Annotated in this window: 20 protein-coding genes; 11 read left to right on the forward strand and 9 right to left on the reverse strand. The window is 70.2% G+C overall.

What is annotated here, in order from left to right:
• Position 1 precedes the first annotated feature (1 nt).
• Genes BKK79_RS07405 through BKK79_RS07415 form a run of 3 tightly spaced genes read left to right on the forward strand, consistent with a single transcriptional unit; the run spans position 2 to position 8,070 of the window.
• Positions 2–3,163, forward strand: coding sequence for an MdtB/MuxB family multidrug efflux RND transporter permease subunit (locus BKK79_RS07405; RefSeq protein ID WP_071037459.1), 3,162 nt, complete (start codon positions 2–4; stop codon positions 3,161–3,163).
• Positions 3,160–6,459, forward strand: coding sequence for an efflux RND transporter permease subunit (locus BKK79_RS07410; RefSeq protein WP_071011252.1), 3,300 nt, complete (start codon positions 3,160–3,162; stop codon positions 6,457–6,459). The genes BKK79_RS07405 and BKK79_RS07410 overlap by 4 nt, the downstream gene beginning before the upstream one ends.
• A 9-nt stretch (positions 6,460–6,468) precedes the next feature.
• A complete protein-coding gene (locus BKK79_RS07415) occupies positions 6,469–8,070 on the forward strand; it encodes an efflux transporter outer membrane subunit (RefSeq protein ID WP_442873246.1) in 1,602 nt (533 codons plus the stop codon).
• A gap of 69 nt (positions 8,071–8,139) precedes the next feature.
• Here the strand turns inward: BKK79_RS07415 and BKK79_RS07420 are convergent, their stop codons facing one another.
• Together BKK79_RS07420 and BKK79_RS07425 are read right to left on the reverse strand one after the other, a co-directional pair.
• A complete protein-coding gene (locus BKK79_RS07420; RefSeq protein ID WP_084084589.1) occupies positions 8,140–9,618 on the reverse strand; it encodes a sensor histidine kinase in 1,479 nt (492 codons plus the stop codon).
• On the reverse strand, positions 9,611–10,321 hold the full coding sequence (locus BKK79_RS07425) for a response regulator (RefSeq protein ID WP_071037460.1): 711 nt from the start codon (positions 10,319–10,321) through the stop codon (positions 9,611–9,613). Before BKK79_RS07425 ends, BKK79_RS07420 begins: the two co-directional genes overlap by 8 nt.
• Before the next feature lie 177 nt (positions 10,322–10,498).
• Here BKK79_RS07425 and BKK79_RS07430 point away from each other — a divergent pair, with 177 nt between their 5' ends.
• A complete protein-coding gene (locus BKK79_RS07430; RefSeq protein ID WP_071037461.1) occupies positions 10,499–11,500 on the forward strand; it encodes a tripartite tricarboxylate transporter substrate binding protein in 1,002 nt (333 codons plus the stop codon).
• 577 nt (positions 11,501–12,077) lie between these two features.
• Positions 12,078–12,968 (forward strand): hypothetical protein, encoded by an 891-nt coding sequence (locus tag BKK79_RS40250; RefSeq protein ID WP_157128407.1) that lies wholly within the window; start codon positions 12,078–12,080, stop codon positions 12,966–12,968.
• Between the two features lie 12 nt (positions 12,969–12,980).
• On the opposite strand, the gene BKK79_RS07440 is transcribed toward BKK79_RS40250, so the two are convergent.
• Positions 12,981–13,895 (reverse strand): LysR family transcriptional regulator, encoded by a 915-nt coding sequence (locus BKK79_RS07440; protein WP_071011246.1) that lies wholly within the window; start codon positions 13,893–13,895, stop codon positions 12,981–12,983.
• Positions 13,896–14,001: 106 nt separating this feature from the next.
• Here BKK79_RS07440 and BKK79_RS07445 point away from each other — a divergent pair, with 106 nt between their 5' ends.
• The 6 genes from BKK79_RS07445 to dacB all read left to right on the forward strand — a co-directional run bounded on the left by BKK79_RS07445 (position 14,002) and on the right by dacB (position 19,951).
• Entirely contained in the window at positions 14,002–14,475 is a 474-nt protein-coding gene (locus tag BKK79_RS07445; RefSeq protein ID WP_071016090.1) for a PACE efflux transporter, read from the forward strand.
• Between the two features lie 139 nt (positions 14,476–14,614).
• Positions 14,615–15,886 (forward strand): flavin-dependent oxidoreductase, encoded by a 1,272-nt coding sequence (locus tag BKK79_RS07450; protein WP_071011245.1) that lies wholly within the window; start codon positions 14,615–14,617, stop codon positions 15,884–15,886.
• 116 nt (positions 15,887–16,002) lie between these two features.
• Positions 16,003–17,145, forward strand: coding sequence for an ABC transporter substrate-binding protein (locus BKK79_RS07455; protein ID WP_157128408.1), 1,143 nt, complete (start codon positions 16,003–16,005; stop codon positions 17,143–17,145).
• Positions 17,142–17,666, forward strand: a complete 525-nt coding sequence (locus BKK79_RS07460) for a DUF3237 domain-containing protein (protein WP_071037463.1) — start codon at positions 17,142–17,144, stop codon at positions 17,664–17,666. The genes BKK79_RS07455 and BKK79_RS07460 overlap by 4 nt, the downstream gene beginning before the upstream one ends.
• Positions 17,667–17,714: 48 nt before the next feature.
• Entirely contained in the window at positions 17,715–18,245 is a 531-nt protein-coding gene (locus tag BKK79_RS07465) for a MarR family winged helix-turn-helix transcriptional regulator (RefSeq protein ID WP_071037464.1), read from the forward strand.
• A gap of 158 nt (positions 18,246–18,403) precedes the next feature.
• Positions 18,404–19,951 (forward strand): D-alanyl-D-alanine carboxypeptidase/D-alanyl-D-alanine endopeptidase, encoded by a 1,548-nt coding sequence (dacB, locus tag BKK79_RS07470; RefSeq protein WP_071037465.1) that lies wholly within the window; start codon positions 18,404–18,406, stop codon positions 19,949–19,951.
• An 82-nt stretch (positions 19,952–20,033) separates the two neighbouring features.
• Here the strand turns inward: dacB and BKK79_RS07475 are convergent, their stop codons facing one another.
• From BKK79_RS07475 to pyk, 6 genes are all read right to left on the reverse strand, one after another.
• On the reverse strand, positions 20,034–21,026 hold the full coding sequence (locus BKK79_RS07475; RefSeq protein ID WP_071037466.1) for an L-threonylcarbamoyladenylate synthase: 993 nt from the start codon (positions 21,024–21,026) through the stop codon (positions 20,034–20,036).
• An 80-nt stretch (positions 21,027–21,106) separates the two neighbouring features.
• Positions 21,107–22,351, reverse strand: coding sequence for a 5-(carboxyamino)imidazole ribonucleotide synthase (locus BKK79_RS07480; RefSeq protein ID WP_071011233.1), 1,245 nt, complete (start codon positions 22,349–22,351; stop codon positions 21,107–21,109).
• Positions 22,352–22,389: 38 nt separating this feature from the next.
• A complete protein-coding gene (purE, locus tag BKK79_RS07485; RefSeq protein WP_071011231.1) occupies positions 22,390–22,887 on the reverse strand; it encodes a 5-(carboxyamino)imidazole ribonucleotide mutase in 498 nt (165 codons plus the stop codon).
• Positions 22,888–23,319: 432 nt separating this feature from the next.
• Positions 23,320–24,228 carry a phosphoribosylaminoimidazolesuccinocarboxamide synthase gene (locus tag BKK79_RS07490; RefSeq protein WP_071011229.1) on the reverse strand — a complete coding sequence of 303 codons (909 nt, stop codon included), beginning with the start codon at positions 24,226–24,228 and terminating at the stop codon, positions 23,320–23,322.
• 140 nt (positions 24,229–24,368) lie between these two features.
• The gene (fba, locus tag BKK79_RS07495) at positions 24,369–25,433 is read right to left on the reverse strand and encodes a class II fructose-bisphosphate aldolase (protein ID WP_071037467.1); all 1,065 of its coding nucleotides are present in this window, start codon (positions 25,431–25,433) and stop codon (positions 24,369–24,371) included.
• Between the two features lie 104 nt (positions 25,434–25,537).
• Positions 25,538–26,974: a pyruvate kinase gene (gene pyk / locus BKK79_RS07500; protein WP_071011225.1), complete on the reverse strand. Its 1,437-nt coding sequence runs from the start codon at positions 26,972–26,974 to the stop codon at positions 25,538–25,540.
• Positions 26,975–26,981: the final 7 nt, after the last annotated feature.

The following is a 26,981-nucleotide window of genomic DNA, read 5'->3' on the forward strand; positions in this document are numbered from 1 at the left end:
CATGAACCCGTCACGCCTGTTCATCGAGCGACCGGTGGCCACCGCGCTGCTGATGCTCGCCATCCTGCTGTCCGGCCTGGTGGCCTTCAAGCTGCTGCCGCTGTCGGCGCTGCCCGAGGTGGACTACCCGACCATCCAGGTCACCACGCTCTACCCCGGTGCCAGCCCCGACGTGATGACCTCGTCGATCACGGCCCCGCTGGAGCGCCAGTTCGGCCAGATGCCGGGCCTCAAGCAGATGTCGTCGACCTCCTCGGGCGGCGCCTCGGTGATCACGCTGCAGTTCGAGCTGACGCTGTCGCTCGACGTGGCCGAGCAGGAGGTGCAGGCGGCCATCAACGCCGGCGGCAACCTGCTGCCGGCCGACCTGCCGATGCCGCCGGTCTACAGCAAGGTCAACCCGGCCGACGCGCCGATCCTGACGCTGGGCATCACCTCCGACACCCTGCCGCTGCCCAAGCTGCAGGACATGGTCGACACGCGCGTGGCGCAGAAGATCTCGCAGGTGCAGGGCGTCGGCCTGGTCACGCTCAGCGGCGGCCAGCGCCCGGCGGTGCGCGTGCAGGCCAACCCGACCGCGCTGGCCTCGCTCGGCATGTCGATCGACGACCTGCGCACGGCCATCGGCAGCGCCAACGTCAACGGCTCCAAGGGCAGCTTCGACGGCCCTGCGCGGGCCTCCACCATCGACGCCAACGACCAGCTCAAGTCGGCCGACGAATACAAGCAGATCATCGTCGGCTACCAGAACGGCGCGCCGATCCGCATCACCGACGTCGCCAACATCGTCGACGGCGCCGAGAATACCCGCCTGGCGGCCTGGTCCAACGACAAGCCTGCCATCATCATGAACATCCAGCGCCAGCCCGGCGCCAACGTCATCGAGGTGGTGGACCGCATCAAGACGCTGCTGCCGCAGCTGCAGAAGTCCCTGCCGGCGGCGGTGCACGTGCAACTGCTGACCGACCGCACCACCACCATCCGCGCCTCGGTGCGCGACGTGGAATTCGAACTGCTGCTGGCGGTGGCGCTGGTGGTGATGGTGATCTTCGTCTTCCTGCGCAACGTGCCGGCCACCATCATCCCGGGCGTGGCCGTGCCGCTGTCGCTGGTCGGCACCTTCGGCGTGATGTACCTGGCCGGCTTCTCGATCAATAACCTGACACTGATGGCGCTGACCATCGCCACCGGCTTCGTGGTGGACGATGCGATCGTGATGATCGAGAACATCATGCGCTACATCGAGGAGGGCGAGAAGCCGATGGCGGCGGCCCTCAAGGGCTCCAGGCAGATCGGCTTCACCATCATCTCGCTGACCTTCTCGCTGGTGGCCGTGCTGATCCCGCTGCTGTTCATGGGCGACGTGGTCGGCCGCCTGTTCCGCGAATTCGCCATCACGCTGGCGGTGTCGATCCTGATCTCGGCGGTGGTATCGCTGACGCTGACGCCGATGATGTGCGCGCGCCTGCTGTACCACGTGCCGGAAGAAGAGCTGTCGCGCTTCCACCGCGCCACCGGCCGCTTCTTCGACGACGTGATCGCCAGCTACGGCCGCGCGCTCGAGTGGGTGCTGGACCGCCAGAAGAGCACGCTGCTGGTGGCCATCGGCACCCTCGTGCTGACCGTGCTGCTGTACCTGGCGGTGCCCAAGGGCTTCTTCCCGGTGCAGGACACCGGCGTGATCCAGGCCATCACCGAAGCTTCGCAGAGCACCTCGTTCCCGGCCATGGCGCAGAAGCAGGAAGCAGTGGCCAAGGTGGTGCTGCAGGACCCGGCAGTGGAGAGCCTGTCGTCCTTCATCGGCGTGGACGGCACCAACGCCACGCTGAATGCCGGCCGCATGCTGATCAACCTGAAGCCCAAGGACCAGCGCAGCGACAGCATCGAGGACATCGCGCGCCGCCTGCAGGCCTCGGTCGAGAAGCTGGGCGGCATCTCGCTGTACCTGCAGCCGGTGCAGGACCTGACCATCGAGGACCGCGTGGCACGCACGCAGTACCAGTTCACGGTGCAGGATCCCGACCCCGCCAACCTGGCCACCTGGGTGCCGCGGCTGGTCGAGCGGCTCAAGCAGGAGCCGGAGATGCGCGATGTCGCCAGCGACCTGCAGAACAACGGCATGCGCGCCTACGTGGAGATCGACCGCGACGCCGCCGCGCGCTTCGGCATCACCACCGCGGTGATCGACAGCGCGCTGTACAGCGCCTACGGCCAGCGCCTGGTGTCCACCATCTTCACGCAGTCCAACCAGTACCGCGTGGTGCTGGAGACCATGCCCGAGTTCCGCACCGGCCCGCAATCGCTGTCCGAGCTGCGCCTGCCCTCCTCCTCGGGCGGCCAGGTGCCGCTCGGCTCGGTGGCGCGCATCAGCGAACGCACCGGCCCGCTGGCGATCAACCACCAGGGCCAGTTCCCCTCCTCCACCATCTCGTTCAACCTCGCGCCGGGCGCCTCGCTGGGCGCGGCAGTGGACAAGATCAGCAAGGTGGAGCAGGAGATCGGCCTGCCGATCTCGATGCAGACCGACTTCCAGGGCGCCGCGCTGGCTTTCCGCGCCTCGCTGTCGAACACGCTGTGGCTGATCCTGGCGGCGGTGGTGACCATGTACATCGTGCTCGGCGTGCTGTACGAAAGCACCATCCACCCGGTCACCATCCTGTCGACGCTGCCCTCGGCCGGGGTCGGCGCGCTGCTGGCGCTGCTGGTGTCGGGCCAGGACCTCGGCATCATCGCCATCATCGGCATCATCCTGCTGATCGGCATCGTCAAGAAGAACGCCATCATGATGATCGACTTCGCGCTCGAAGCCGAGCGCGAAGGCGGCATGAAGCCGCGCGATGCCATCTTCCAGGCCTGCCTGCTGCGCTTCCGCCCCATCCTGATGACGACCATGGCGGCGCTGCTGGCGGCGGTGCCGCTGATGCTGGGCACCGGCATCGGCTCGGAGCTGCGCCGGCCGCTGGGCATCACCATGGTGGGCGGCCTGCTGGTCAGCCAGGTGCTGACGCTGTTCACCACGCCGGTCATCTACCTGGCCTTCGACCGCATCGCCGCGCGCCTTGCGGCCTGGCGCCGCCGCCACATCGGCGATCCGGGCAACCCGGACGACGAGGGTGACGGTGGCTGGGGCGGCGGCGTGCCCGAACCGGCGGAGCCGCGATGAACCTGTCCGCTCCGTTCATCCGCCGCCCGGTCGCCACGGCGCTGCTGACGCTGGGCATCCTGCTGGCGGGCCTGGCGGCGCTGCGCATGCTGCCGGTGTCGCCGCTGCCGCAGGTGGACTTCCCCACCATCTCGGTATCGGCCTCGCTGCCGGGCGCCAGCCCCGAAACCATGGCCGCGACCGTGGCCACGCCGCTGGAGCGCGCGCTCGGCGCCATCGCCGGCGTCAACGAGATCACCTCGTCGAGCTCGCTCGGCTCGACCCGCGTGACGCTGCAGTTCGACCTGTCGCGCGACATCGACGGTGCCGCGCGCGACGTGCAGGCCGCCATCAATGCCGCGCGCGGCACGCTGCCCACCAGCCTGCCGAGCAACCCGACCTACCGCAAGGTCAATCCGGCCGACGCGCCGATCATGATCATCGGCCTGACCTCGCCGACCATGACGCGGGGGCAGCTCTACGACGCCGCGTCCACCATCCTGGCGCAGAAGCTGTCACAGATCGAGGGCGTCGGCCAGGTCACGGTGGGCGGCGCCTCGCTGCCGGCGGTGCGCGTGGAGCTGAACCCGCACGCGCTGAACAAGTACGGCATCGCGCTGGAAGACGTGCGCAACACCATCAGCGCCACCAACGCCAACCGCCCGCTCGGCACGGTCGAGAGCGCCGCCAGGAACTGGCAGGTCTACGCCAACGACCAGGCCCGCACGGCGGCCGAGTACGCACCGCTGATCATCCGCTACGCCACGCCGGGCACCTACTCGTCAACCTCGGCCGGCGCGCTGATCGCCAGCACCGCCAACGCCACCGCAGGCGGCGGCGTCAGCACCAAGACGGTCAACGGCGTCACCATCACCACCATCACCACCAGCAGCGGCACCAGCACCATCAGCAGCGGGGCCACCGGCGGCAACGCCGCGGGCAAGGGCCCCAGATCCTTCTCGGTGCCGGTGCGGCTGTCCGACGTGGCGACCATCGTCGACTCGGTGGAGGACATCCGCAACGCTGGCTCGGCCAATGGCAAGCCCTCGGTGCTGCTGGTGCTCAACCGCTCGCCGGGCGCCAACATCATCGAGACGGTCGACCGCGTCACCGCCGTGCTGCCGCAGCTGCAGAAGATGATCCCCGCGGCCATCCAGATGGACGTGATGATGGACCGCACCCCCACCATCCGTGCCTCGCTGCGCGAGGTCGAGCACACGCTGATGATCTCGGTGGCGCTGGTCATCATGGTGGTCTTCCTGTTCCTGCGCAATGTGCGCGCCACGCTGATCCCAAGCGTGGCGGTGCCGGTCTCGCTGATCGGCACCTTCACCGTGATGTACCTGGCCGGCTTCAGCCTGAACAACCTGTCGCTGATGGCCCTGACCATCGCCACCGGCTTCGTGGTGGACGATGCCATCGTGGTGCTGGAGAACATCTCGCGCCACATCGAGGCGGGCATGAAGCCGATGGCCGCCGCGCTGCGCGGCGCGCGCGAGGTCGGCTTCACCGTGCTGTCGATGAGCCTGTCGCTGATCGCCGTGTTCATCCCGCTGCTGATGATGGGCGGCATCGTCGGCCGCCTGTTCCAGGAATTCGCCATCACGCTGTCGGTGGCCATCCTGGTCTCGCTGGTGATCTCGCTGACGACCACGCCGATGATGTGCGCGCGCCTGCTCAAGAGCGCCGAGCCGGAGAAGCAGGGCCGCTTCTTCCAGGCCAGCGAGCGGGCCTTCGACTGGATGCACAGAGGCTATGCCCGCTCCCTGGACCTCGCGCTGCGCCACAGCAAGCTGGTGTGGCTGATCCTGCTGGCCACGGTGGGATTGAACGTCTATCTCTACACCGCGGTGCCCAAGGGCTTCTTCCCGCAGCAGGACACCGGGCGCCTGATCGGCTTCATCCGCGCCGACCAGGCCACCTCGTTCCAGGCCATGCGCATCAAGCTGGACAACTTCATCCACATCGTCCAGTCCGATCCGGCGGTGGTCAACGTGACCGGCTTCACCGGCGGCTCGCAGCGCAACACCGGGCAGATGTTCGTCACGCTCAAGCCCTTGTCCGAGCGCAAGGAAAGCGCCGACCAGGTGATCGCGCGGCTGCGCGGCAAGCTGGCCAAGGAGCCGGGCGCCAGCCTGTTCCTGCAGTCGGTGCAGGACATCCGCATCGGCGGGCGCCAGAGCAGCTCGCAGTACCAGTTCACCCTGCAGTCTGACGACCTGCAGATGCTGCGCGACTGGGAGCCCAAGGTGCGCGCGGCGCTCTCCAATATCAAGGGCATCGAGGACGTCGACACCGACACCAACGACAAGGGCCTGCAGACCTCGGTCATCATCGACCGCGACACCGCCTCCAAGCTGGGCGTCACCACGCAGCAGGTCGATGCCGTCCTCAACGACGCCTTCGGCCAGCGCCAGGTGGCCACCATCTACAACCCGCTGAACCAGTACCGGGTGGTGATGGAGCTGAGCCAGGAGTACCTGCAGAGCCCGCAGGCGCTCAAGGACGTCTACGTGGTCACGGGCGGCGGCAAGCGCGTGCCGCTGGCGGCCTTCGCGCGGGTGCTGCCGACCAGCACCCCGCTGGGTGTCAACCACCAGGGCCAGTTCGCCGCCTCCACCATCTCGTTCAACCTGGCCGAAGGCTTCTCGCTGTCGCAGGCCACCGAGGCGGTGCAGCAGGCGATGGCGCGCATCGGCGCGCCGGAGACGCTGCGCGCCAGCTTCCAGGGCAGCGCACGCGCCTTCCAGGACTCGCTCAGCAGCCAGCCGCTGCTGATCCTGGCGGCGCTGATCACGATCTACATCGTGCTCGGCATGCTGTACGAGAGCTACGTGCACCCGCTGACCATCCTGTCGACGCTGCCGTCGGCCGGGGTCGGCGCGCTGCTGGCGCTGCTGGCCACGGGCACGGACTTCACCATCATCGCGCTGATCGGCGTGATCCTGCTGATCGGCATCGTCAAGAAGAACGCGATCATGATGATCGACTTCGCCATCGACGCCGAGCGCCGCGAAGGCCTGTCGCCGCAGGAGGCGATCTACCGTGCCTGCCTGCTGCGCTTCCGCCCCATCCTGATGACCACCATGGCCGCGCTGCTGGGCGCGGTGCCGCTGGCGCTGGGCCACGGCGACGGTGCCGAGCTGCGCGCGCCGCTCGGCATCTCCATCGTCGGTGGCCTGGTGATGAGCCAGCTGCTGACGCTGTACACCACGCCGGTCGTCTACCTGACGCTCGACCGCCTGCGCCTCAAGGTGCTGGCCTGGCGCCGCCGCCGTGCCGGCCCCGGCGCGCGTCCCGCCGGACTCGAATCCTGAATGCGATACATGAACGCCTCCCTCCGCCCCTTCCGACGCCACGCCCCGCTGGCCCTGGCCTGCGCCCTGTTCCTGGCCGGCTGCGCGGTCGGTCCCGACTATCACCGGCCCGACGCGCCGACCGCCCCCGCCTTCAAGGAGGCCGGCGGCGCCGGCAGCGCGGCGGCGGCGGCCGACACGTCGCAATGGGGTGAGTGGAAGCCGGCCGACCCGCAGGATGCCAGCGAGCGCGGCCGCTGGTGGTCCATCTTCGGCGACTCCGACCTCGACCGGCTGATGGCGCAGGTGCAGATCTCCAACCAGAACATCAAGGCGGCCGAGGCGCAGTACCGCCAGGCGCAGGCCTTGCTGCAATCGTCGCGCGCGGGCTACTTCCCCACCGTGGGCGCCTCCGCCAACGCCAGCCGCAGCAGCAGCGGCAACGGCGGCATCAGCGGCAACGCGACGCGCATCGCCAACAGCCAGAGCGCCGCGCTGACGGCGAGCTGGGAGCCCGACCTGTGGGGCAAGGTGCGGCGCCAGGTGGAGAGCAGCGAAGCCAGCGCGCAGGCGAGCGCCTCGACGCTGGCCTCGACCCTGCTGTCGACCCAGGCCACGCTGGCGCAGACCTACTTCCTGCTGCGCATCACCGACCAGCAGAAGGCGCTGCTCGACCACACCGTGGCCGACTACGCGCGCTCGCTGCAGCTCGTGCAGAACCAGTATGCGGCCGGCACCGCCCAGCGCTCCGACGTGCTGCAGTCCCAAACCCAGCTCAAGAGCGCCCAGGCCCAGCAGATCGACATCCAGATCACGCGTGCGCAGTACGAGCATGCCATCGCCATGCTGACCGGCAAGCCGCCCGCCTCGTTCTCGCTGCCCCCGCGCGACTTCACCGCGCGGGTGCCGCATGTGCCGCTGGCGCTGCCGTCCGCCCTGCTCGAGCGCCGCCCCGACATCGGCGCCGCCGAGCGCCAGATGGCCGCCGCCAACGCGCAGATCGGCGTGGCGCAGGCCGCCTTCTATCCCACCCTGACGCTGTCAGCCTCGGGCGGCCTGTCGGCGGCCACGCTGGCGCGCTGGCTGTCGCTGCCCGACCGCGTCTGGTCGCTCGGCCCGGCACTGGCCGGCACGCTGTTCGACGGCGGCCTGCGCAGCGCGGCCAAGGCCCAGGCGGTGGCCGCCTACGACCAGTCGGTGGCCAACTACCGCCAGGCCGTGCTGGCCGCCTTCCAGGAAGTCGAGGACAACCTCGCCGCGGCGCGCCTGCTGTCACAGGAGGCGACGGTGCAGAACGACGCCCTGCGCTCGGCGCGCGAGGCGCTGTCGCTGGTCAACAACCGCTATCGCGCCGGCACCGCCGCGCTGCTCGACGTCCTGACCGCGCAGACCACGGCCTACAACGCCGAGGTGACGGCGCTGACCATCTACGGGCGCCAGCTCACCTCCAGCGTGGTGCTGATGCGCGCGCTGGGCGGCGGCTGGCACGTGGAAGGCGCGGCGCCCGCCGGGGCGGGCGGAGCCCTCCCAGCCGGCGCCGCGCCGGCTGCCGCCACACCGGCGTGGACGCCGCTGGCCCGCGCGGATCAGCCCGCGGCGCAGGGCATGGCACAGGCAACGACCAAGGAATAACGAGGCGGCACTGGGGCCGCGCCGGCTGCCGGCTGCTAGCACGCGGCGCGGGCAGGCATGCCGTCGCCCTCAGCTGCGCGGCACCCCGTCGCCCACGGCGGGGGAAAACGCCACGCGCACCCGCAACCCCCTGCCGCCGGCCCCGTCCCGCAGCTGCAGCGCCGCGCCGTGGGCCGTGGCAATCTCCCGCACGATCGTCAACCCCAGTCCGCTGCCGCCGGGGCCGGCGCCCTTGCCGCGGTAGAAGGGTTCCAGCACGGCGTCGCGCTCGGCCTCGGGGATGCCCGGACCGTCGTCCTCCACTTCGAGCACGCAAGCATCGTCTTCCGCCAGCGTGCGCACCGTGACCGTGCCGCCCTGCGCGGCATGGCGCAAGGCGTTGTCGACCAGGTTGACCAGCAGCTCGTGCAGCAGTTCGGTGCCCGCCACCCACTGCCCACCCCCGGCTTCCAGGCCGAGGTCGATGCCGCGCGCGCGCGCCGCCGGCATCAGTTCGAGGCAGACCTGGCGCGCCAGCGCCGTCAGGTCGAGCGGCGTGGCGGGCGCGGCGGCACCGTGCGCGGCGCGCGCGCTGGACAGCAGCTGGTCGGCCAGCGCGGCCATGCGCGCGCTGCTGTCGGCGAGGCTCTGCGCGATGCGGCGCAGTTCGGCCGGATCGGTCTCGCGCGCGGCAAGCTGGGCCTGCGTGCGCAGTACCGTCACCGGCGTGCGCAACTGGTGCGCGGCATCGGCGATGAAGCGCCGCTGTGCCGCCAGCGCCTGGTCGAGGCGGCCCATATAGCCGTTCAGCGCCTGCACCAGCGGCAACGCCTCGCGCGGGGCGGCGTGCAGCGGCAGCGGCGTGGTGGTGCCGGGCTGGCTGGCGGCCACGGCATCGCGCAGCGCATCGAGCGGCGCCAGCGCGCGCCGCGTGAACAGCCAGATGACCAGGACCGCCGCCAGCGTCAGGATCAGCTGGCCCCACAGCACCTCGAACAGGATCTTGCGCGTGAGTGCCTGGCGCGAGCCGACCGTCTCGGCCACTTCGATCAGGGCCATGCCGCCATGGGCGCCGGTGGCATCCATGACCGGCTGGTGCAGTGCCGCCACCCGCACCGGCTCGCCGCGGTACTGCGCATCGTAGAAGCTGACCAGTGCCGGGTAGAGCGCGGTGCGCGGCTGGCTGTCGTCGTAGGGCGGCAGGTCGCGGTAGCCGGAGACGAATTCGCCGTGCACGCCGCTGACGCGGTAGTACATGGTGGCGTTCATGCCCACCTCGAAGGTGTCGAGCGAGATGTAGGGCGCGTCGACGCGCACGCCGGCTGGCGTCAGCGAGACGCGCTCGGAGATATTGCGCGCGGAGGCCAGCAGGGTACGGTCGTAGGCCAGGTCGGCCGAGGCCAGCGCCTTGCGATAGGCCACCACGCCATAGGCAGCCTGCAGCAGCAGCAGGGGCGGGATCAGCCACCACAGCAGGCGCGCGCGCAGGCTGGTGCCGCGACGCGGCCGGGCGCCGCCGCCGGCGCCTGCGGCCGGCTCAGGTACCCGCTCAGGTACCCGCTCAGGCACCGGCCGCCTCCAGCAGGTAGCCGAGGCCGCGCAGGGTCACGATGGCCGCGCCCGAGCCCTCCAGCTTGCGCCGCAGGCGGTGCACGTAGACCTCGATCACGTCGGGCTGGGTATCCTCGGCCAGCGTGAAGATGCTGGCGAAGATCTTGTCCTTGCTGGCGGTGCGCCCCGGCGGGCTCATCAGCACCTCCAGCACGGCATGCTCGCGCGGCGTCAGCGGCAGCGGCTCGCCGTGCACGCTGAAGGTACGCGCCACGGTGTCGAAGCGCAGCCCGCCGCAGGCGACCTGCGGCAGTTCGGTCTGGCGCGAGCGGCGCAGCAGCGCCTTCACGCGCGCTTCGAACTCGGCCAGGTCGAACGGCTTGGCGAGGTAGTCGTCGGCACCCAGGTCGAGGCCGCGCACGCGCTCGCCCACCGCGCCGCGCGCGGTCAGGATCATCACCGGCACGCGGCAGCCGCGCCGGCGCAGCGCGGCCAGCAGGTCGAGGCCATCGCGATCGGGCAGGGTCAGGTCGAGCAGCACCAGCGCATAGTCGCTGCCGGGCCCGGCGGCGCCGACGCCGCCGCCGGCGTGTGTGCTGAACAGCAGCGCCTCGGCGCTGCCGGCATCGGGCGCGTGCTCCACGGTGAAATGCAGGGCGCGCAGCGCCTGCGCCACCCAGGTGGCCAGTTCATCGTGGTCCTCGACCAACAGTACTCTCATGCCCGCTGCTCCTCCTCGTTCTTCTGGTGCCCTGGTGTCCCGCACCGGGTGCCGGCCGCGATGCGGCGCGCGCCGCACGCGATGCTGCGCGCGCCGCCGACAGGCGCTATTCTCGCACCGACGCGCGCCGGCGCCGCAGCCGGCGCCGCACCCGCCCGCCCTGTCTGGAATACCACGATGACCCACCGTCCCGCCGCCGCGGCGCGCCGCGCCGCCGGCCTCCTGCTCGCCACCTGCGCCATGCTGGCGCCGGCCGCCATGCCCGCCGCCGGCGCGGTGGCCCCACCCGAGTGCATCGTGCCGGCCAAACCCGGCGGCGGCTTCGACCTGACCTGCAAGCTGGCCCGCGCGGCGCTGCCGCTGGTGGCGCCGGCCTCGCCGCCCATGCAGGTGAGCTACCTGCCCGGCGGCATCGGCGCGGTGGCCTACAACACGCTGATCACGCAGCGCGCCGCCGAGCCCGACACCCTGGTGGCCTTCTCCGGCGGCTCGCTGCTGGCGCTGGCGCAAGGCAAGTTCGGCACCTATGGCATCGACAACGTGCGCTGGGTGGGCACGCTGGGCGCCGACTATGGCGTCATCGCCGTGCGCGCCGACTCGCCCTACCGCACGCTGCGCGACCTGGTCCGCGCGCTCGCGGCCGACCCGTCGCGGGTGGTGTTCGCCGCGGGCGGCACCATCGGCAACCAGGACTGGATGAAGGCGGCACTGGTGGCACGCGCGGCCGGCGTCGACTTCAAGCGCTTCCGCTTCATCGGCGTGGAAGGCGGCGGCGAAGCCTTCACCGCGCTGCGCGCGGGCTTCGTGCAGGCGGTCTCCGGCGACGCGTCGGAGGCCGTGGCCCAGCTCGGCATGGGCCAGGTGCGCCTGCTGGCAGTGCTGTCCGAAGCCAGGCTGCCCGGCCGGCTGGCGGCGGTGCCGACGGCGCGCGAGCAGGGCTACGACATCGTCTGGGAGATCGCGCGCGGCGTCTATATGGGCCCGCAGGTGGCACCGGCCGACTACCGCCGCTGGGTCGACCGGCTGGCACGGCTGCAGGCCAGCCCCGCCTTCGCCGCACTGCGCGAGCAGGCCGGCCTCTTTCCTTTCGACCGGCACGGCGATGCGCTGGCCGCCTATGTGCGGGAACGCGTGGCGCGCTACCATGCGTTGGCGCGCGACATCGGGCTGGGTCGCTAGTTGTGAAGCGTCAGGACGTTATTTCTCGATACTGGAAGTCGGGACATCGGGGCGAGGCCAGGGGCAGAGCGCAGCAAGGCTGGAGCCTTGCGAGCATTCGTGACGGCGCATCGCGTGGCCCGTCGACGGAACCAGGGCTGACTTAGTCCAGGAATTCGTGATTCAGGACACTAGCGCCCTGCCCCAACCAAGGCCGGCGGCCTGACCGCCGGCACACCAGGCATCCCCGCAGCGCTCATCCCCGCCCCGCACCTTCGTCCTAGACGCTTCGGCCTAGTACGCCAGCCTTAAGGCTTCCGGCCGATAGCGACACCCCGCCCCGTCTACCACACTCCAGTCACAGGCAGCAACGGATGCCATCCATGCACAGCCGCGCATCGCGGCTGTGCCATCAACATCATGCCGGTTGCCGGGGTCGGCACGCGGCAGACGTGCCACCCCCGCACCGGCCGACCGACCGGGGGACCTTGCCATGACCAGCGCCTTCCCATAGCCAGCCGGACCACGCCCGCTCCAGGGGCCCGCGGCCATGCCGCCGGCCGTCCCCGCGGACCATCCGCTTTCTGAAGGAGCCGTCATGCAACGCTCCCCCCGACACGGCGCCAGCGCGCGCCCGTGGCGTATCCCCTATCGCCTCGCACCCGTGTGTGCCTGCCTGGCCGGCCTGGCCCTGTGCGTCGCGCTGCCACCGGCGCCGGCCTGGGCGGCCGACACGGTAGGCTCGGTCAACGAGGCTGGCGAGAGCGGCGCAAGCAACGCACGCGCCGAGGACCTGCTGGAGGCGTCGGCCACCTCGACCGCACCGGACGCACCGAGCGCGCCGGACGCACCGAGCGCACCGGACGCATCGGCCACACCAGACACGTCGAGTGCATCGACCGCACCCGGAGCACCCGGAGCACCCGGAGCACCGGGCGCACCGGGCGCCGGACCCGTTTCCGTTGCTGCGGCAGACGCTTCCGCCACAGGTGAGGTGGCTGCCGCGGACACCGCGCCGCCCCCGGATCAGGCCCCGGCCCAGACCCAACCCGAGACTTCGGCCCCAGCCCCGGCCAAGGCCGCCAAGGAACCCTTCCACAGCCAGATCTGGCTGGACGCTGGCTTCCTCTCCTACCACTTCAAGGACAGGGGTACGCTGAATGCCTTCAACTGGGGCTTCGGCGCGGCCTGGCGTTTCACCGAGGATTTCACCCTGGTCGCCGGCACCTACCGCAACAGCATGCGCGCCCAGTCGACCTACGGGGGCCTGGCCTGGCAGCCGCTGCACCTGGGGCCGTTCCGGCTCGGGGTGATGGTGGGCGCGATACGCGGCTATCCGGACGTGGACCATGGCCGCTGGTTCCCGCTGGCGGTACCCGTGCTGAGCGTGGAATTCGGCCGCATCGGCGCCAACCTGGTGGTGGTGCCGACCACCAAGGAGAAGGGCACCGGCTGCGTGTCGCTGCAGATCAAGGTGCGGGTCTGGTAACGGCCGCGCGCCTCATCCCGCCTGGCGGCGCGGCAGCGCGGCGGGACGGGGCAGCGGCTGGCGGCAGATGCGCTGCTTGAGCCAGGCCGCGGCCTTGCCCAGCGGACGCTGCTTGTGCCACACCAGCTCCATCGCCACCGGCCAGTCCTGCTCGTCGAAATCGAGCGCGGGCGACACCAGTGCCGCCGCGGCCGGCGAGTTGGCGGCGACGTGCCATGGCACGAAGGCCCAGCCGAGCCGGCGCTTGACCAGTTCCACGATGACCCATTGGCTTTCCACCCACCACACGTCGGCGGCCACGCGCAGGCGCATCTTCTCCTCGCTGTCGCTGCGCGTCGCCACCATCAGCTGGCGGTACCGCTTGAGTTCTTCCCAGCCGACGCGCTGCCCCGCCAGCGCATGGTCCGGCGCGCACAGGATCTGCATCGGCACCCAGCCCAGGCCATGGAAGGCCAGCGCCGGCGGCAGCACTTCCTGCCGCCACATGATGCCCAGGTCGGCGCAGCCTTCGCTGACCAGGCGGCTCACGTCCTCCATCAGCGGGAACAGCAGTTCGAGTTCGACCGCGGGGAAGCGCGTCGAGAACTCCTCCAGCATGACTCCCAGGGTCTCCTCCGGGTAGAGCTCGTCCACTGCCAGTACCAGCCGGGTCTCGACCCCCTCGCCCAGGCTCGCGGCCACACCACGGAAATGCTCGCAGCGCTCCAGGATCACCTTGGCCTCGGCCAGCAGGCGTTCACCGGCCGGGGTCGGCACAGGATAGCGGCCGCTGCGGTCGAACAAGGCATTGCCCAGGTCGATCTCGAGATTGGCGACCGCCGTGCTGACCACGGACTGGGCCTTGCCCAGGCGGCGCGCGGCGGCCGAGAAGGAGCCGCATTCGGCCGCGGCGACAAAGGCCTGCAATTGTTCGAGTGAAAGACTCATCACGCAGATTCCCGATCCATCTGTTTTCCGGATACTACCTAACTTGATCTCCCACTGCGCCCGGATAGACTGGCCGCTTTGCTTTCGCGTGGACAAGACCATGAAGATGCGCACCCCCATGGACAGGATCCGGCATACGGTCGGCTTCGAGCTGATCGGCCTGCTGATCTTCGCGCCGCTGGCCAGCTGGGTGTTCGGCTACGGACTGCCCCAGATGGGCCTGATGGCCGTGGTCGCCTCGGCCATCGCCGCGGTATGGAACTACGTCTACAACCTGCTGTTCGACAAGGCCATGCTGCGCTTGACCGGGCAGCTGCGCAAATCGACGGCGGTCCGCGTGCTGCACGCCGTCCTGTTCGAACTCGGCCTGCTGGTGGTGTTCCTGCCGGCGGTGGCCTGGTACCTGGGCATCAGCCTGCTGCAGGCCCTGCTGATGGACATCGCGGTGGCGATCTTCTACATGGTCTACGCCTTCTTCTACAACCTCGCCTACGACGCGGTCTTCCCGCTGGAATCCGGCCAGCCGGACGATGCCGGCGCGGACGGCACAGGCAAGGGCGGCAAGGCCGCGCTCGGCTGACGCCGTACCCGCGGGTTTCCCCCAGGCCCCGCACGCCTTGCGGGCACGGCTCCGATTGTTATACTGCATAACAATATTTCAGCAACCGGAGCCCGCGCGTCCTGCGTTCCAGGTGCGCTCATGGGCAGGGGGAGACATCATGAAGATCGCCATCGCGGGCGGCGGCATCGGCGGGCTGGTGCTGGCGCTGATGTGCCATCGCCGCGGCATCGAGGCCGAGGTGTGGGAAGCCAGCGAGACCCTGCGTCCGCTCGGCGTGGGCATCAACCTGCTGCCGCACGCCGTGCGCGAGCTGGCCGAGCTGGGCCTGCAGGACGCGCTGGCCGAGATCGCCGTCGAGACCGCTTCCCTGTCCTACTACAACAAGCTGGGCCAGCGCATCTGGCACGAGCCGCGCGGGCGCGCGGCCGGCTACGACTGGCCGCAGTTCTCGGTCCACCGCGGCGAGTTCCAGATGCTGCTGCACCGCGTCGCGGTGGAGCGGCTGGGCGCCGCGCGCGTTCACACCGGACATGCGTTCGAAGCGGTGCTCGATACCGGCGAACGCCGGCGCGGACCGGGCGAGGCGGCGACCTTCCGCCTGCGCCGCCGCGCCGACCAGGCCGAGGTGCTGGCCCAGGCCGATGTGCTGGTCGGCGCCGACGGCATCCACTCGGCGGTGCGCCGCCACTTCTATCCCGAGGGCGACCTGCCGCGCTTCTCGCGCCGCATGCTGTGGCGCGCGGTCACCGAGTCCGCGCCCTACCTGGATGGACGCTCGATGTTCATGGCCGGCCATCAGGACCAGAAGTTCGTCGCCTACCCGATCTCCGAACCGCTGCGCCGCCAGGGCCGCTCGCTGGTGAACTGGATCGCGGAACTGCGCGTGCCGGACCACGTGGATGACACGCCGCCGCGCAGCGACTGGAACAAGCAGGTCGACAAGTCCGTGTTCCGCGAGGCCTTCGCCGGCTGGCGCTGGGACTGGATCGACATCCCGGCCCTGATCGACGGCGCCGCGGCCATCTATGAATTCCCCATGGTGGACAAGGACCCGCTGCCGCGCTGGACCTTCGGCCGCGTCACCCTGCTGGGCGACGCCGCGCACCCGATGTACCCGATCGGCTCGAACGGCAGCGCCCAGGCCATCCTGGACGCGCGCCACCTGGTCGACTGCCTGGCGGGCAGCACCGATGTCGCCTACGCGCTGCGCGAGTACGAGGCCGAGCGCCTGCCGCGCACCGCCGGCATCGTGCTGCGCAACCGCCTCAACGGCCCCGAGCAGGTGATGCAGCTGGCCGAGGAGCGCGCGCCCGCCGGCTTCGCCGAGATCGGGCAGGTGATCGCGCACAGCGAGCTGGAAGCCATCGCGCTGCGCTACAAGCAGCTTGCCGGCTTCGACCGCCAGTCGCTGCAGGGCGGCGGCCGCTGATGCCGCCGGCGCGGGCGCCACGTCCGCGCCCGGCCGCGACGCCTGGCCGGCCCACCGCAGCGGAGAATGCCGTGGACCGGACCAACTAGAAAGACTGTATGAAAGAGGAGACCACCATGCCGCGCCCCCGCCTTGCCCGCCTGTTGCTGTCGCTCGCCGCCACGCTCGCCTGCGGCGCCGCACTGGCCGACGTCACCGTCGGTGTCAGCCTGTCCACCACCGGGCCATCGGCCTCGCTGGGCATTCCCCAGCGCAACAGCATGCCGCTGCTGCCCGAGCGCATCGGCGGCGAGGCGATCCGCTATGTGGTGCTCGACGACGCCTCCGACCCGACCCAGGCGACCAAGCTGGCGCGCCGCTTCGTCACCGAGGACAAGGTCGACATCATCCTCGGCTCGTCGGCGGTGGCGCCGTCAATTGCCATCGCCGAGGTGGCGGAGGAGAGCAAGACGGTGCAGCTGGCCTTCTCGCCCATCGAACTGCGCCCCGGGCGCGGTGATTGGACCTACCGGCTGGCGCAGCCGACCGGACTGATGGCCCAGGCGGTGGCCGCGGCCGCGCACAAGAACGGCGTCAAGACCATCGGCTTCATCGGCTTCGCCGATGCCTATGGCGAGACCTGGCTCAAGGAGTTCACCAGCGCGGCGGCGGCCAACGGCATCCGCATCGTCGACACGGAACGCTATGCGCGCTCGGACAGCAGCGTCACCGCACAGGTGCTGCGCCTGATCGCCGCCCGCCCCGATGCCGTGCTGATCGCCGGCGCCGGCACCGGCGCGGCGCTGCCGCACACCACCTTGCGCGAGCGCGGCTGGAACGGCCCGGTCTACCACACGCACGGCGCAGCCACCAAGGACCTGATCCGCATCGGCGGCAAGGCGGTCAACGGCGCCATCCTGCCGGCCGGGCCGGTGATCGTGGCCGAGCAGCTGGCGGCGGGCACGCCGTCGAAGGCGGCCGGGCTCGATTACGTGGGACGCTACGAGAAACAGTACGGCACCGAAAGCCGCACCCAGTTCGGGGCGCACGCCTATGATGCCGGCCTGGTGCTGCAGCGCATCGTGCCGGTCGCGCTGAAGCAGGCGCGCCCCGGCACGCCGGCCTTCCGCCAGGCGCTGAAGGACGCGCTGGAGCACGAGCGCGACATCGTGGTCTCGCACGGTGTGCTGAACTACAGCGCGCAGGATCATTTCGGCTTCGACCAGCGTGGCCGCGTCATGCTGACCATCGACAACGGCAACTGGAAGCTGCTGCCGTGAGCGCCGCCGCTGCGGCCGACGGCCATGTCCTGCCCGCGCCCACGCTGGAACACGTGGCGGACTTTTCCTTCCGGCTGGCGCCGGCGCTCGAAGCCGGCACCAGCGTGCTCGGGCGGCGGCGCGTGATCCCCATCCTCGACGGCACCGTCGAGGGACCGCTGCTGCGCGGGCGCATCCTGCCCGGCGGTGCCGACTTCCAGCTGATGCGCCACGACGCGCCGGACGCCGACGATGGAAGCGACGCCATCAGCGTGGCCGACATCGAGGCGCGCTACGTGCTCGAGACCGATGACGGCGCGCATATCTACATCGTCAACGCCGGCCTGCGCAGCGGACCGCAGGCGCTGGTCGCGCGCCTCGCCGCCGGCGAAGCAGTCGATCCGGCCCGCCTCTACTTCCGCACCACGCCGCGCTTCGAGACGGGCGCGCCGCGCTATGCCTGGCTGATGCAGCACTTGTTCGTCGCCACCGGCGCACGCTATCCGGACCGGGTCGACATGCGATACTTCCGCGTCCGCTAGCCGCCCCGCGCCGGCCGCGCCTCACATCGACCCGTCCCTCCTCACACCATGGCCCCAGCTACGCCGCGCCAGCACGGCAACCGCGAGGCGCTCGCGCCCGATCCGGCACTGCAGGATGCCGGCTTCGACCCGCACCTGCCCGACGTCGACTACGGCGTGCTCGACAGCTTGGTGGGCTATGCGATCCGGCGCGCGCAGATCCGCATCTACGAGGACTTCGTCACCTCGCTGGCACCGTGGCAGATCACTCCGCCGCGCTTTTCCGCGCTGATCATCATCGCGCGCAATCCGCACCTGAAGCTGACCGACCTCGCCCGCATCCTCGGCATTGCGCGCTCGGGCGCCGTGCTGCTGGTCGACGCGCTGGAGGCCATGCAACTGGTCGAGCGGCGCCCCGCACCGGCTGACCGGCGCGCCTACAGCCTGGCGCTGACCCATGGCGGACGCAAGACCCTGGAGGCGGTCACGGACGCGGTGCGCGCGCACGATGCGCGCATCGCCCAGGCGCTGTCGCCCGAGGAGCAGGCCACGCTCAAGTCACTGCTGTCGCGGCTGGGCATGCCGCCTCCGGCGACCTGAATGGCGCTCTGACAGGCGCCCGGCCAGGCGCACCGGGCGACGCCTGCGCCGCCTGGCGCACGCGCGCCGGCAAGGTCTCGGCATCTTTGCAACGCCCGCAGCCGTTCCGCACCGCGCGGTCATCCGGAAGCCGGTGGGCATGCGTTAACATCGCCACCATGCCCAATCGCTCCACCCTGCTCCGCCGCGGCCTGCTGCCGCTCTGTGCCGCCGCCCTGCTGTGCGCAGGCCACCTGTCCACCGCCGCTGCCAAGCCCGTCACCGCCAAGGCTGCCGCCGGCAAGACCCGCCATGCCGGCCAGGCCCGCCGCGCCGAGCCGGCGCAGCGGCTCGGCGGCCTGCCGGCCACCGTGGTCGCCGCACTGACGCGCGCGCAGGTGCCACCCTCGGCCGCCAGCTTCTATGTCATCAAGGTCGGCGCGCCCCAGCCGGTGGCGAGCTGGAACGCCCAGGCGCCGATGAATCCGGCCTCGACCATGAAGCTGGTCACCACCTTCGCCGGCCTGCAGCTGCTCGGCCCCGGCTTCCGCTGGCAGACCTCGCTCTACGCCGACAACCAGCCGGACAACAACGGCACCATCAACGGCAATGTGTACCTGCGCGGCCACGGCGATCCCAAGCTGGTGCCCGAGGAAATGGCCAAGCTGATCGGCACCGCGCGCACCGCCGGCGCCACCACCATCAATGGCGACCTGGTGCTCGACCGCAGCTATTTCGACGGCAGCCTCGACAACGGCAGCACCATCGATGGCGAAAGCCTGCGCGCCTACAACGTGCAGCCCGATGCGCTGCTCTATGCCTTCAAGACGCTGTCGTTCACCGTGGCGCCCGACCCGGCCACGCAATCGGTCGCCGTCTCGGTCACGCCGGCGCTGGCCCAGCTCAAGCTGGACAACCGCCTCACGCTCTCGCGCGGCAAGTGCCGCGACGGCGGCTCCCACGCCGACCCGGTGCTGTCAGCGCAGCCGGACGGCACCGTGCTGGCCGCCTTCAACGGCAGCTACTCGGCCGAGTGCGGCGAGCACGTGGTCAATATCGCCGCCCTGTCGCACAACGACTTCGCCTGGGGAGGCTTCGTCGCCGAATGGCAGCAGGCCGGCGGGCGCTTCGCCCACGCGCCGGCGCTGCGCCTGGGCAAGGTGCCGCCGCGCGCCTTCCTGCTGGCACGGCACTACAGCGCCCCGCTGTCGGACATCGTGCGCGACATCAACAAGTTCTCCAACAACGTGATGGCGCGCCAGCTGTTCCTGACCATCGGCGCCGAACAGGACCGCAGCGGTCCCGCCAATACGGCGCGCTCGGCACGCGTGGTGCAGCGCTGGCTGCACAAGCAGGGCCTGGACATGCCCGACCTCGTGCTCGACAACGGCTCCGGCCTGTCGCGCGAGGAACGCATCAGCGCCTATGACATGGCACGCCTGCTGCAGCAGGCCGTAGCCAGCGACGTCGGCCCGGCGCTGATCGACTCCCTGCCGATCCTCGGCGTGGACGGCACGCTGCGCCGCCGGCTCACGCGCAGCAATGCGGCCGGCAACGCCTACCTGAAGACCGGCACGCTGCAGGACGTGCGCGCGCTCGCCGGCTATGTCGACGCGCTCGACGGCAGCCGCTATGTGGTGGTGGCCTACATCAACCACCCGAATGCCGCGCGCGCGCAGGAAGCGCATGACGCGCTGATGCAGTGGGTGTATCGGGGGGCGCAGTAGGCGCCGGGAGGCGCGGTAGGCGCCGGGGGAGAGGGCGGGCGCTCGCGACGGCGATGCCGCGCCCCGATGCTCCCGGCGTGTGCTACTCGAACTCGAACGCCGCGGCGGCGCGCTGCAGGCGGTCGCGCACGCCGTCCCACGCGTGGCCCGGGGGCACGCGTTCGAAGGCCAGGCAGGCGAAGCCTTCCTTGTCCAGGCGGCGCAGCAGGCGGTACAGCTCGCGCGCGTAGGCCTCGGGCTCGGCCGGGGCCTGCACCCAGGTGCAGCGCGCATCGGCCGGCGCGGTAGCGCCGACCCAGGCGATGCGGGCATCGGCGGGGAAGCCGGCGAGCCGCGCTGCCAGCGTGCCGGCCTCGGCCAGCAGCAGCGGCGTGCGCGGCGCGTAGTGAGCCTTGAGCGTGCCGGAGGCGCGCGGCGCGGCGGCGTCCGGCGGCTGCGGCGTGCTGCCGAGCACGGCGGCCATCATTTCCGGCGTGATCGCGCCGGGGCGCAGCAGCACCGGCCCCACGCCCTGGGCCAGGCGCGACAGGTCGACGATGGTCGATTCAATGCCGACCTCCACGCCATCGCCTTCGAGCACGTAGACGCTGTCGCCGAATTCGTCGCGCACGTGCTGGGCGGTGGTCGGGCTGACCTGGCCGAATTTGTTGGCCGACGGCGCGGCGATGCCGCCGCGGCCGCGCTTGAAGCGCGACAGCAGCGCCTGCGCGACCGGATGGGAGGGACAGCGCAGGCCGAGGCTGTCCTGCCCGCCGGCGACGGCCGCGGGAATATGGGCCGCGCGCTTGAGGATCAGCGTCAGCGGTCCCGGCCAGAAGGCGTCGATGAGCTTCTGCGCGGCCTCCGGCACCTCATCGGCCCAGTAGCTGATGTCGGCCCCGTCGACCACGTGCACGATCACCGGATGGTTGGAGGGCCGCCCCTTGGCAGCGAAGATGCGCGCCACCGCCTCCGGGTTCTCGGCGTCCGCGCCGAGGCCGTAGACGGTCTCGGTGGGGAAGGCGACGAGCTGGCCCGCTTCGAGCAGGCGGACGGCTTCGTCCAGTTCGGCGGCCGTGGGCGTGCGCGGCGACATGGGGATCCTTGTGATGCGGTGGTCGGTGGGCAGGAAAGCGGGGCTGCGCGCCACGGCGGCGGCGCGCGGCCCGCTTGCGGTCAGCTCGGGATGTGCAGCGCCGCCGCCGCGCCGGCGAAGGCCGCCGCCGCTTCCTCGGCGTTGTCGCCGATGCAGTTGACATGGCCCATCTTGCGCGCCGGGCGCGCATCGCTCTTGCCGTACAGGTGCAGCTTCGTTCCCGGCAATGCCATCACCTCGTCCCAGGCAGGCGTGCGCTCCAGGCCGAATTCGTACCAGACGTCGCCGAGCAGGTTCAGCATCTTGCCGGCCGAATGCTGGCGCGTGCGGCCCAGCGGCAGCCGCGCCATGGCGCGCACCTGCTGCTCGAACTGGCTGGTCTCGCAAGCGTCCATCGTGATGTGGCCGGAATTGTGCGGGCGCGGCGCCATCTCGTTGGCCACCAGGGTGCCGTCGGTCAGCACGAAGAATTCGATGCACAGCACGCCGACGTAGCCCATCTCGGAGGCGATGGCGGCGGCGGCGGCGCGGGCCCGGTCGGCAATGTCGTCCGACACGCTGGTCGAGGGCATCACGGTGGAGAACAGGATGCCGTCGCGGTGGACGTTCTCGGCCAGCGGCCAGGTCACCGTGCTGCCGTTGGCGGCACGCGCGGCCAGCACCGAAACCTCATAGGCCAGCGGCAGCATCTTCTCCAGCACACAGGGTACGTGCTGCATGGCCTTCCACGCGGCGCGCACGTCCTCGCGCGACTTCACGCGGGCCTGGCCCTTGCCGTCGTAGCCCATGCGCGCGGTCTTGAGGATGCCGGGCAGCAGTTCCTCGGGCAGCTGGTCGACGTCCGCATCGTGCTGGATCACCCAGTGCGGCGCGGGCGGCACGCCGGTGCGCTCGGTGCAGGCGGCGAAGAACTTCTTCTCGCCGATGCGGTTCTGCGCGATCGACACGCAGTAGCCGCGCGGCGCGACGAAGGCGCCGAGCTGTTCGAGCCGGTCCAGCGAGATCGATGGCACGTTCTCGAACTCGGTCGTCACCGCCGGGCACAGCGCAGCCATTTCAGCCAGTGCTGCCTCGTCGGTATAGGGCGCGCAGATATGCTTCTCCGCCACCGTGCCGGCCGGGCTGTCCTGGTCGGGATCGAGCACGCACACCTTGTAGCCCATCGCCTGGGCAGCATGTGTGAACATGCGGCCGAGCTGGCCGCCGCCCAGCATGCCCAGCCAGGCGCCCGGCAGGATGGGGGCGTCGGGGCGGTCGACGCCGAACTCGGCGCGCGATTCGGGGGTGTGGGCTTCGGCCAGGTTGGGATGGATATCGGTGGGCATGCTGGAGTTCCTGGTGGACGGATGGCGGGGCGGCGGCCTCAGACCGGCAGGGTCATGGCGCGCGCGGCCTCGGTCTGGCGGGCGCGGAAGGCTTCGAGCGCGGCGGCCAGCGCGTCGTCGGTGGCCGCCAGGGTGGCGATGGCATGCAGCGCCGCATTGGCCGCGCCGGCCTCGCCGATGGCGAAAGTGGCCACCGGCACGCCCTTGGGCATCTGCACGATGGACAGCAGCGAATCTTCGCCACGCAGGTACTTCGACGGCACCGGCACGCCGAATACCGGCACGATGGTCTTGGCGGCGATCATGCCCGGCAGGTGGGCAGCGCCGCCGGCACCGGCGATGATGGCACGCAGGCCGCGCGCACGCGCGGTCTCGGCATAGCGGAACATGTCGTCAGCCATGCGGTGGGCCGACACGACCTGGGCCTCGAAGGGCACGCCGAAGTCCTTCAGCATGGCCACGGCGTGCTGCATCACGTCCCAGTCGGAACTGCTTCCCATCACCACGCCGACCAGCGGCTTCGCGGTATTGCTCACGTTGGATCCTTCCAGTTTCTGGCGGCGCCGGCTCGAGCGGCGCCGTTGGCATTACGGCAATCTACTCCCCTCGCCCGCTTGCGGGAGAGGAGGTGGGGGTGAGGACGGGCCTTCGCCAGAACGAAGGGACTCGCTCTACGCGGGCGCCGGCCCTCACCCCCGGCCCCTCTCCCACTGAGCGGGAGAGGGGAGAAAACAGTCACCGACACGAGCCCGTCCGGCATCGCGGCGGTGGCCTCCCCTCTCCCGCTTGCGGGAGAGGGGTTGGGGGGTGAGGGTGGGCGCTGGCTGGCGGCGACGTGCTGGACAATGCCAATGGCTTCGTCTGTATGTGGCGCCTTGCTAGACCACCCCTCACCCCAACCCTCTCCCCATGAGGGGAGAGGGGGCACACCTGTCGGCCAGTTCTAGCGGCACTGGCGCATCCTTTCCTTACTGCAGTTCTTCTCCCGTGAGGCGCGTCAGCGCCTCGCGGTACTTCGCCGCGGTCTTCTCGACCACGTCTTCCGGCAGCTTCGGCGCCGGTGCGGTCTTCGGCCAGGGCTTGCCGTCGATGCGGACGGCTTCCAGCCAGTCGCGCACGAACTGCTTGTCAAAGGACGGCGGGTTGGTACCGACCTGGTAGGAGTCGGCCGGCCAGAAACGCGAGGAATCGGCGGTCAGCACTTCGTCCATCAGCGTCAGCGTGCCGTCCTCGTCCAGGCCGAACTCGAACTTGGTGTCGGCGATGATGATGCCGCGCGTGGCGGCGTAGTCGGCGGCTTCCTTGTACAGGCGGATCGAGATGTCGCGCATCTTCTCGGCCAGCTCCTTGCCGATGCGGGCTTCCACCTCGGCGAAGGAGATGTTCTCGTCATGCTCGCCCATCTCGGCCTTGGCGGCCGGGGTGAAGATCGGCTCGGGCAGCTTCTGCGCGTTCTGCAGGCCGGCGGGCAGCGCGATGCCGCACACGCTGCCGGTGGCCTGGTAGTCCTTCCAGCCGCTGCCGGCCAGGTAGCCGCGCACCACGGCTTCGACCAGGATCGGCTTGAGGCGCTTGACCACCACCGCGCGGCCGCGCACCTGCTCCACTTCCTCGGGCTTGACCACGCTCTCGGCAGCAACGCCGGTCTCATGGTTCGGCACGATGTGCGCCAGCTTCTTGAACCAGAAGTTCGCCATCTGGTTCAGCACACGGCCCTTGGCCGGAATCGGCTCGCCCAGGATGACGTCGAAGGCGGACAGCCGGTCGGTGGTGACGATCAGCAGCTTGTCTTCGCCGACGGCGTAGTTGTCGCGGACCTTGCCGCGGCCCAGCAGGGGCAGCGAGTCGATGGAGGACTGGTAGAGAGCGTTGGACATGGTGATTCCGATCTTGCGTCGCGCGGAGGAAAAGCGTGGCGCTCAAAAATGCGTCGTCCCCGCACGGGCGGGGACACGGAAAACTGGCGGGCCGCGCACCTGCCCGCAAGGCGAGGCAGGCGCGGCCGGCAGGCCTTACCTTACTGGACGACCTGGGCGACCTTGCCCGTCTTGTACTGCGCCGCGATGTCGGCCAGCGCGACCGGCTTGATCTTGCTTGCCTGGCCTTCGCAGCCGAAGGCGACGTAGCGCGCCTTGCACACCAGCTTGGCGGCTTCGCGGGCCGGCTTCAGGTACTCGCGCGGGTCGAACTTGCTCGGGTTCTCGACGAAGAAGCGGCGGATCGCGCCGGTCATGGCCAGGCGGATGTCGGTATCGATGTTGATCTTGCGCACGCCGTACTTGATCGCTTCCTGGATCTCCTCGACCGGCACGCCGTAGGTTTCCTTCATGTCGCCACCGAACTGGCGGATCTCTTCCAGCAGTTCCTGCGGCACCGAGGAGGAACCGTGCATCACCAGGTGGGTGTTGGGGATGCGGGCGTGGATTTCCTTGATGCGGTTGATCGCCAGGATGTCGCCGGTGGGCTTGCGGGTGAACTTGTAGGCGCCGTGCGAGGTACCGATGGCGATGGCCAGCGCGTCGAGCTGGGTGGCCTTGACGAAGTCGGCGGCCTGTTCCGGGTCGGTCAGCAGCATGGAATGGTCCAGCTTGCCTTCGGCGCCGATGCCGTCTTCCTCGCCGGCTTCGCCGGTCTCGAGCGAGCCCAGGCAGCCCAGTTCGCCTTCCACGGTGACGCCGATGGCATGCGACAGCTGCACCACCTTGCGGGTCACTTCGATGTTGTACTCGTAGTCGGACGGGGTCTTGCCGTCTTCACGCAGCGAGCCGTCCATCATCACCGAGGAGAAACCCAGGTCGATCGCGGCCTGGCAGATGGCCGGGGACTGGCCGTGATCCTGGTGCATCACCACCGGGATGTGCGGGTAGGCTTCCACCGCCGCCTCGATCAGGTGGCGCAGGAAGTGCTCGCCGGCGTATTTGCGGGCACCGGCCGAGGCCTGCATGATCACCGGCGCGTTGACTTCGTCGGCCGCCTGCATGATGGCCTGGACCTGCTCCAGGTTGTTGACGTTGAAAGCCGGCAGACCGTAGCCGTTCTCGGCGGCGTGGTCGAGCAGCTGGCGCATCGATACGAGTGGCATGTCAGACTCCTAAAGGGAAAGATTTGGGGTATCTGGGGTTTCTTCTACTGATCGGATTCGTCCGCGGCGGTCCGTGGCGGTCGCTGGCTTCCGGCGCCGCGCGCTCAGCCGCCCACCCGGACGATCTTCAAGGTATTGGTTCCGCCCGGCTGGCCCATCGGCTCGCCCACCGTCAGCACGATGAAGTCGCCGCGCTGCACCACGCCCTGCGCCAGCAGCAGGTCTTCCGCCTGCTGCAGCGCCACGTCGCGGTCCGAACTGGCGTCCAGCGGCAGCGGCACCACGTTGCGGTAGAGCTGCATCTTGCGCTGCGAGGTCAGGTTGGGCGTCATCGCATAGATCGGCACATGGATGCGGTGACGGCTCATCCACAGCGCGGTGGCGCCCGAATCGGTCAGCGCGGCGATGGCCTTCACCTGCAGATGATAGGCAGTGAACAGCGCGCCCATCGCGATCGACTGGTCGATGCGGGTGAAGGTCTGGTTCAGGAAGTCGGTGTCCAGCTGGACCACCTCGGACTTCTCCGCCTCGATGCAGACCGCGGCCATCGCCTCGACGGTCTCGACCGGAAAACGGCCGGCGGCGGTCTCGGCCGACAGCATCACCGCGTCGGTGCCGTCCAGCACGGCATTGGCCACGTCCGACACCTCGGCGCGCGTCGGCACCGGGTTGACGATCATGCTTTCCATCATCTGCGTGGCGGTGATGGCCAGCTTGTTGGCCTCGCGCGCCAGGCGGATCATGCGCTTCTGCAGCGCGGGCACCGCCGCGTTGCCGACCTCGACCGCGAGGTCGCCGCGCGCCACCATGATGCCGTCGCAGGCCTGCAGGATCTCTTCCAGCACGCCCGGCCGGATCGCCTCGGCGCGCTCGATCTTGGCGATCATGCGGGCCTTGTGGTTGTGCGGCTGACCTGCCACCAGCGCGAGCTGGCGGGCCATTTCCATATCGGTGGCGTTCTTGGGGAAGCTGACCGCGACGTAGTCGGCGCCCAGCGCCATCGCGGTCTTGATGTCTTCCATGTCCTTGGCGGTCAGCGCCGGCGCCGACAGGCCGCCGCCGAGGCGGTTGATGCCCTTGTTGTTGGACAGCTCGCCGCCCACCTTGACGGTGGTGAAGATCTCGCCGCCGAATACGCGCTCGACCACCAGCACGATCAGGCCGTCATTGAGCAGCAGCAGGTCGCCCGGACCCACGTCGCGCGGCAGGTCCTTGTAGTCGAGCCCGACGCGCTCCTGGTTGCCCAGGGTGCAGGCGGCATCGAGGATGAAGGCGTCGCCCGGCTTCAGGGTGATCTTGCCGTGCTCGAACTTGCCGACGCGGATCTTGGGCCCCTGCAGGTCGGCCATGATGGCCACCTCGCGGCCGCAGGCATGGGCGGCCTCGCGCACCATGCGGGCGCGCTCGAGATGATCGTCGGCGGTGCCGTGCGAGAAATTCAGGCGCACCACGTCGACACCGGCCGCGATCATGCGCGTGAGCATCTCCAGCGTGCTGGAGGCGGGGCCGATGGTGGCGACGATCTTGGTCGAACGGGTCATGGACGGG

This window comes from Cupriavidus sp. USMAA2-4 (assembly GCF_001854305.1).
GTDB classification, from domain to species: domain Bacteria; phylum Pseudomonadota; class Gammaproteobacteria; order Burkholderiales; family Burkholderiaceae; genus Cupriavidus; species Cupriavidus malaysiensis.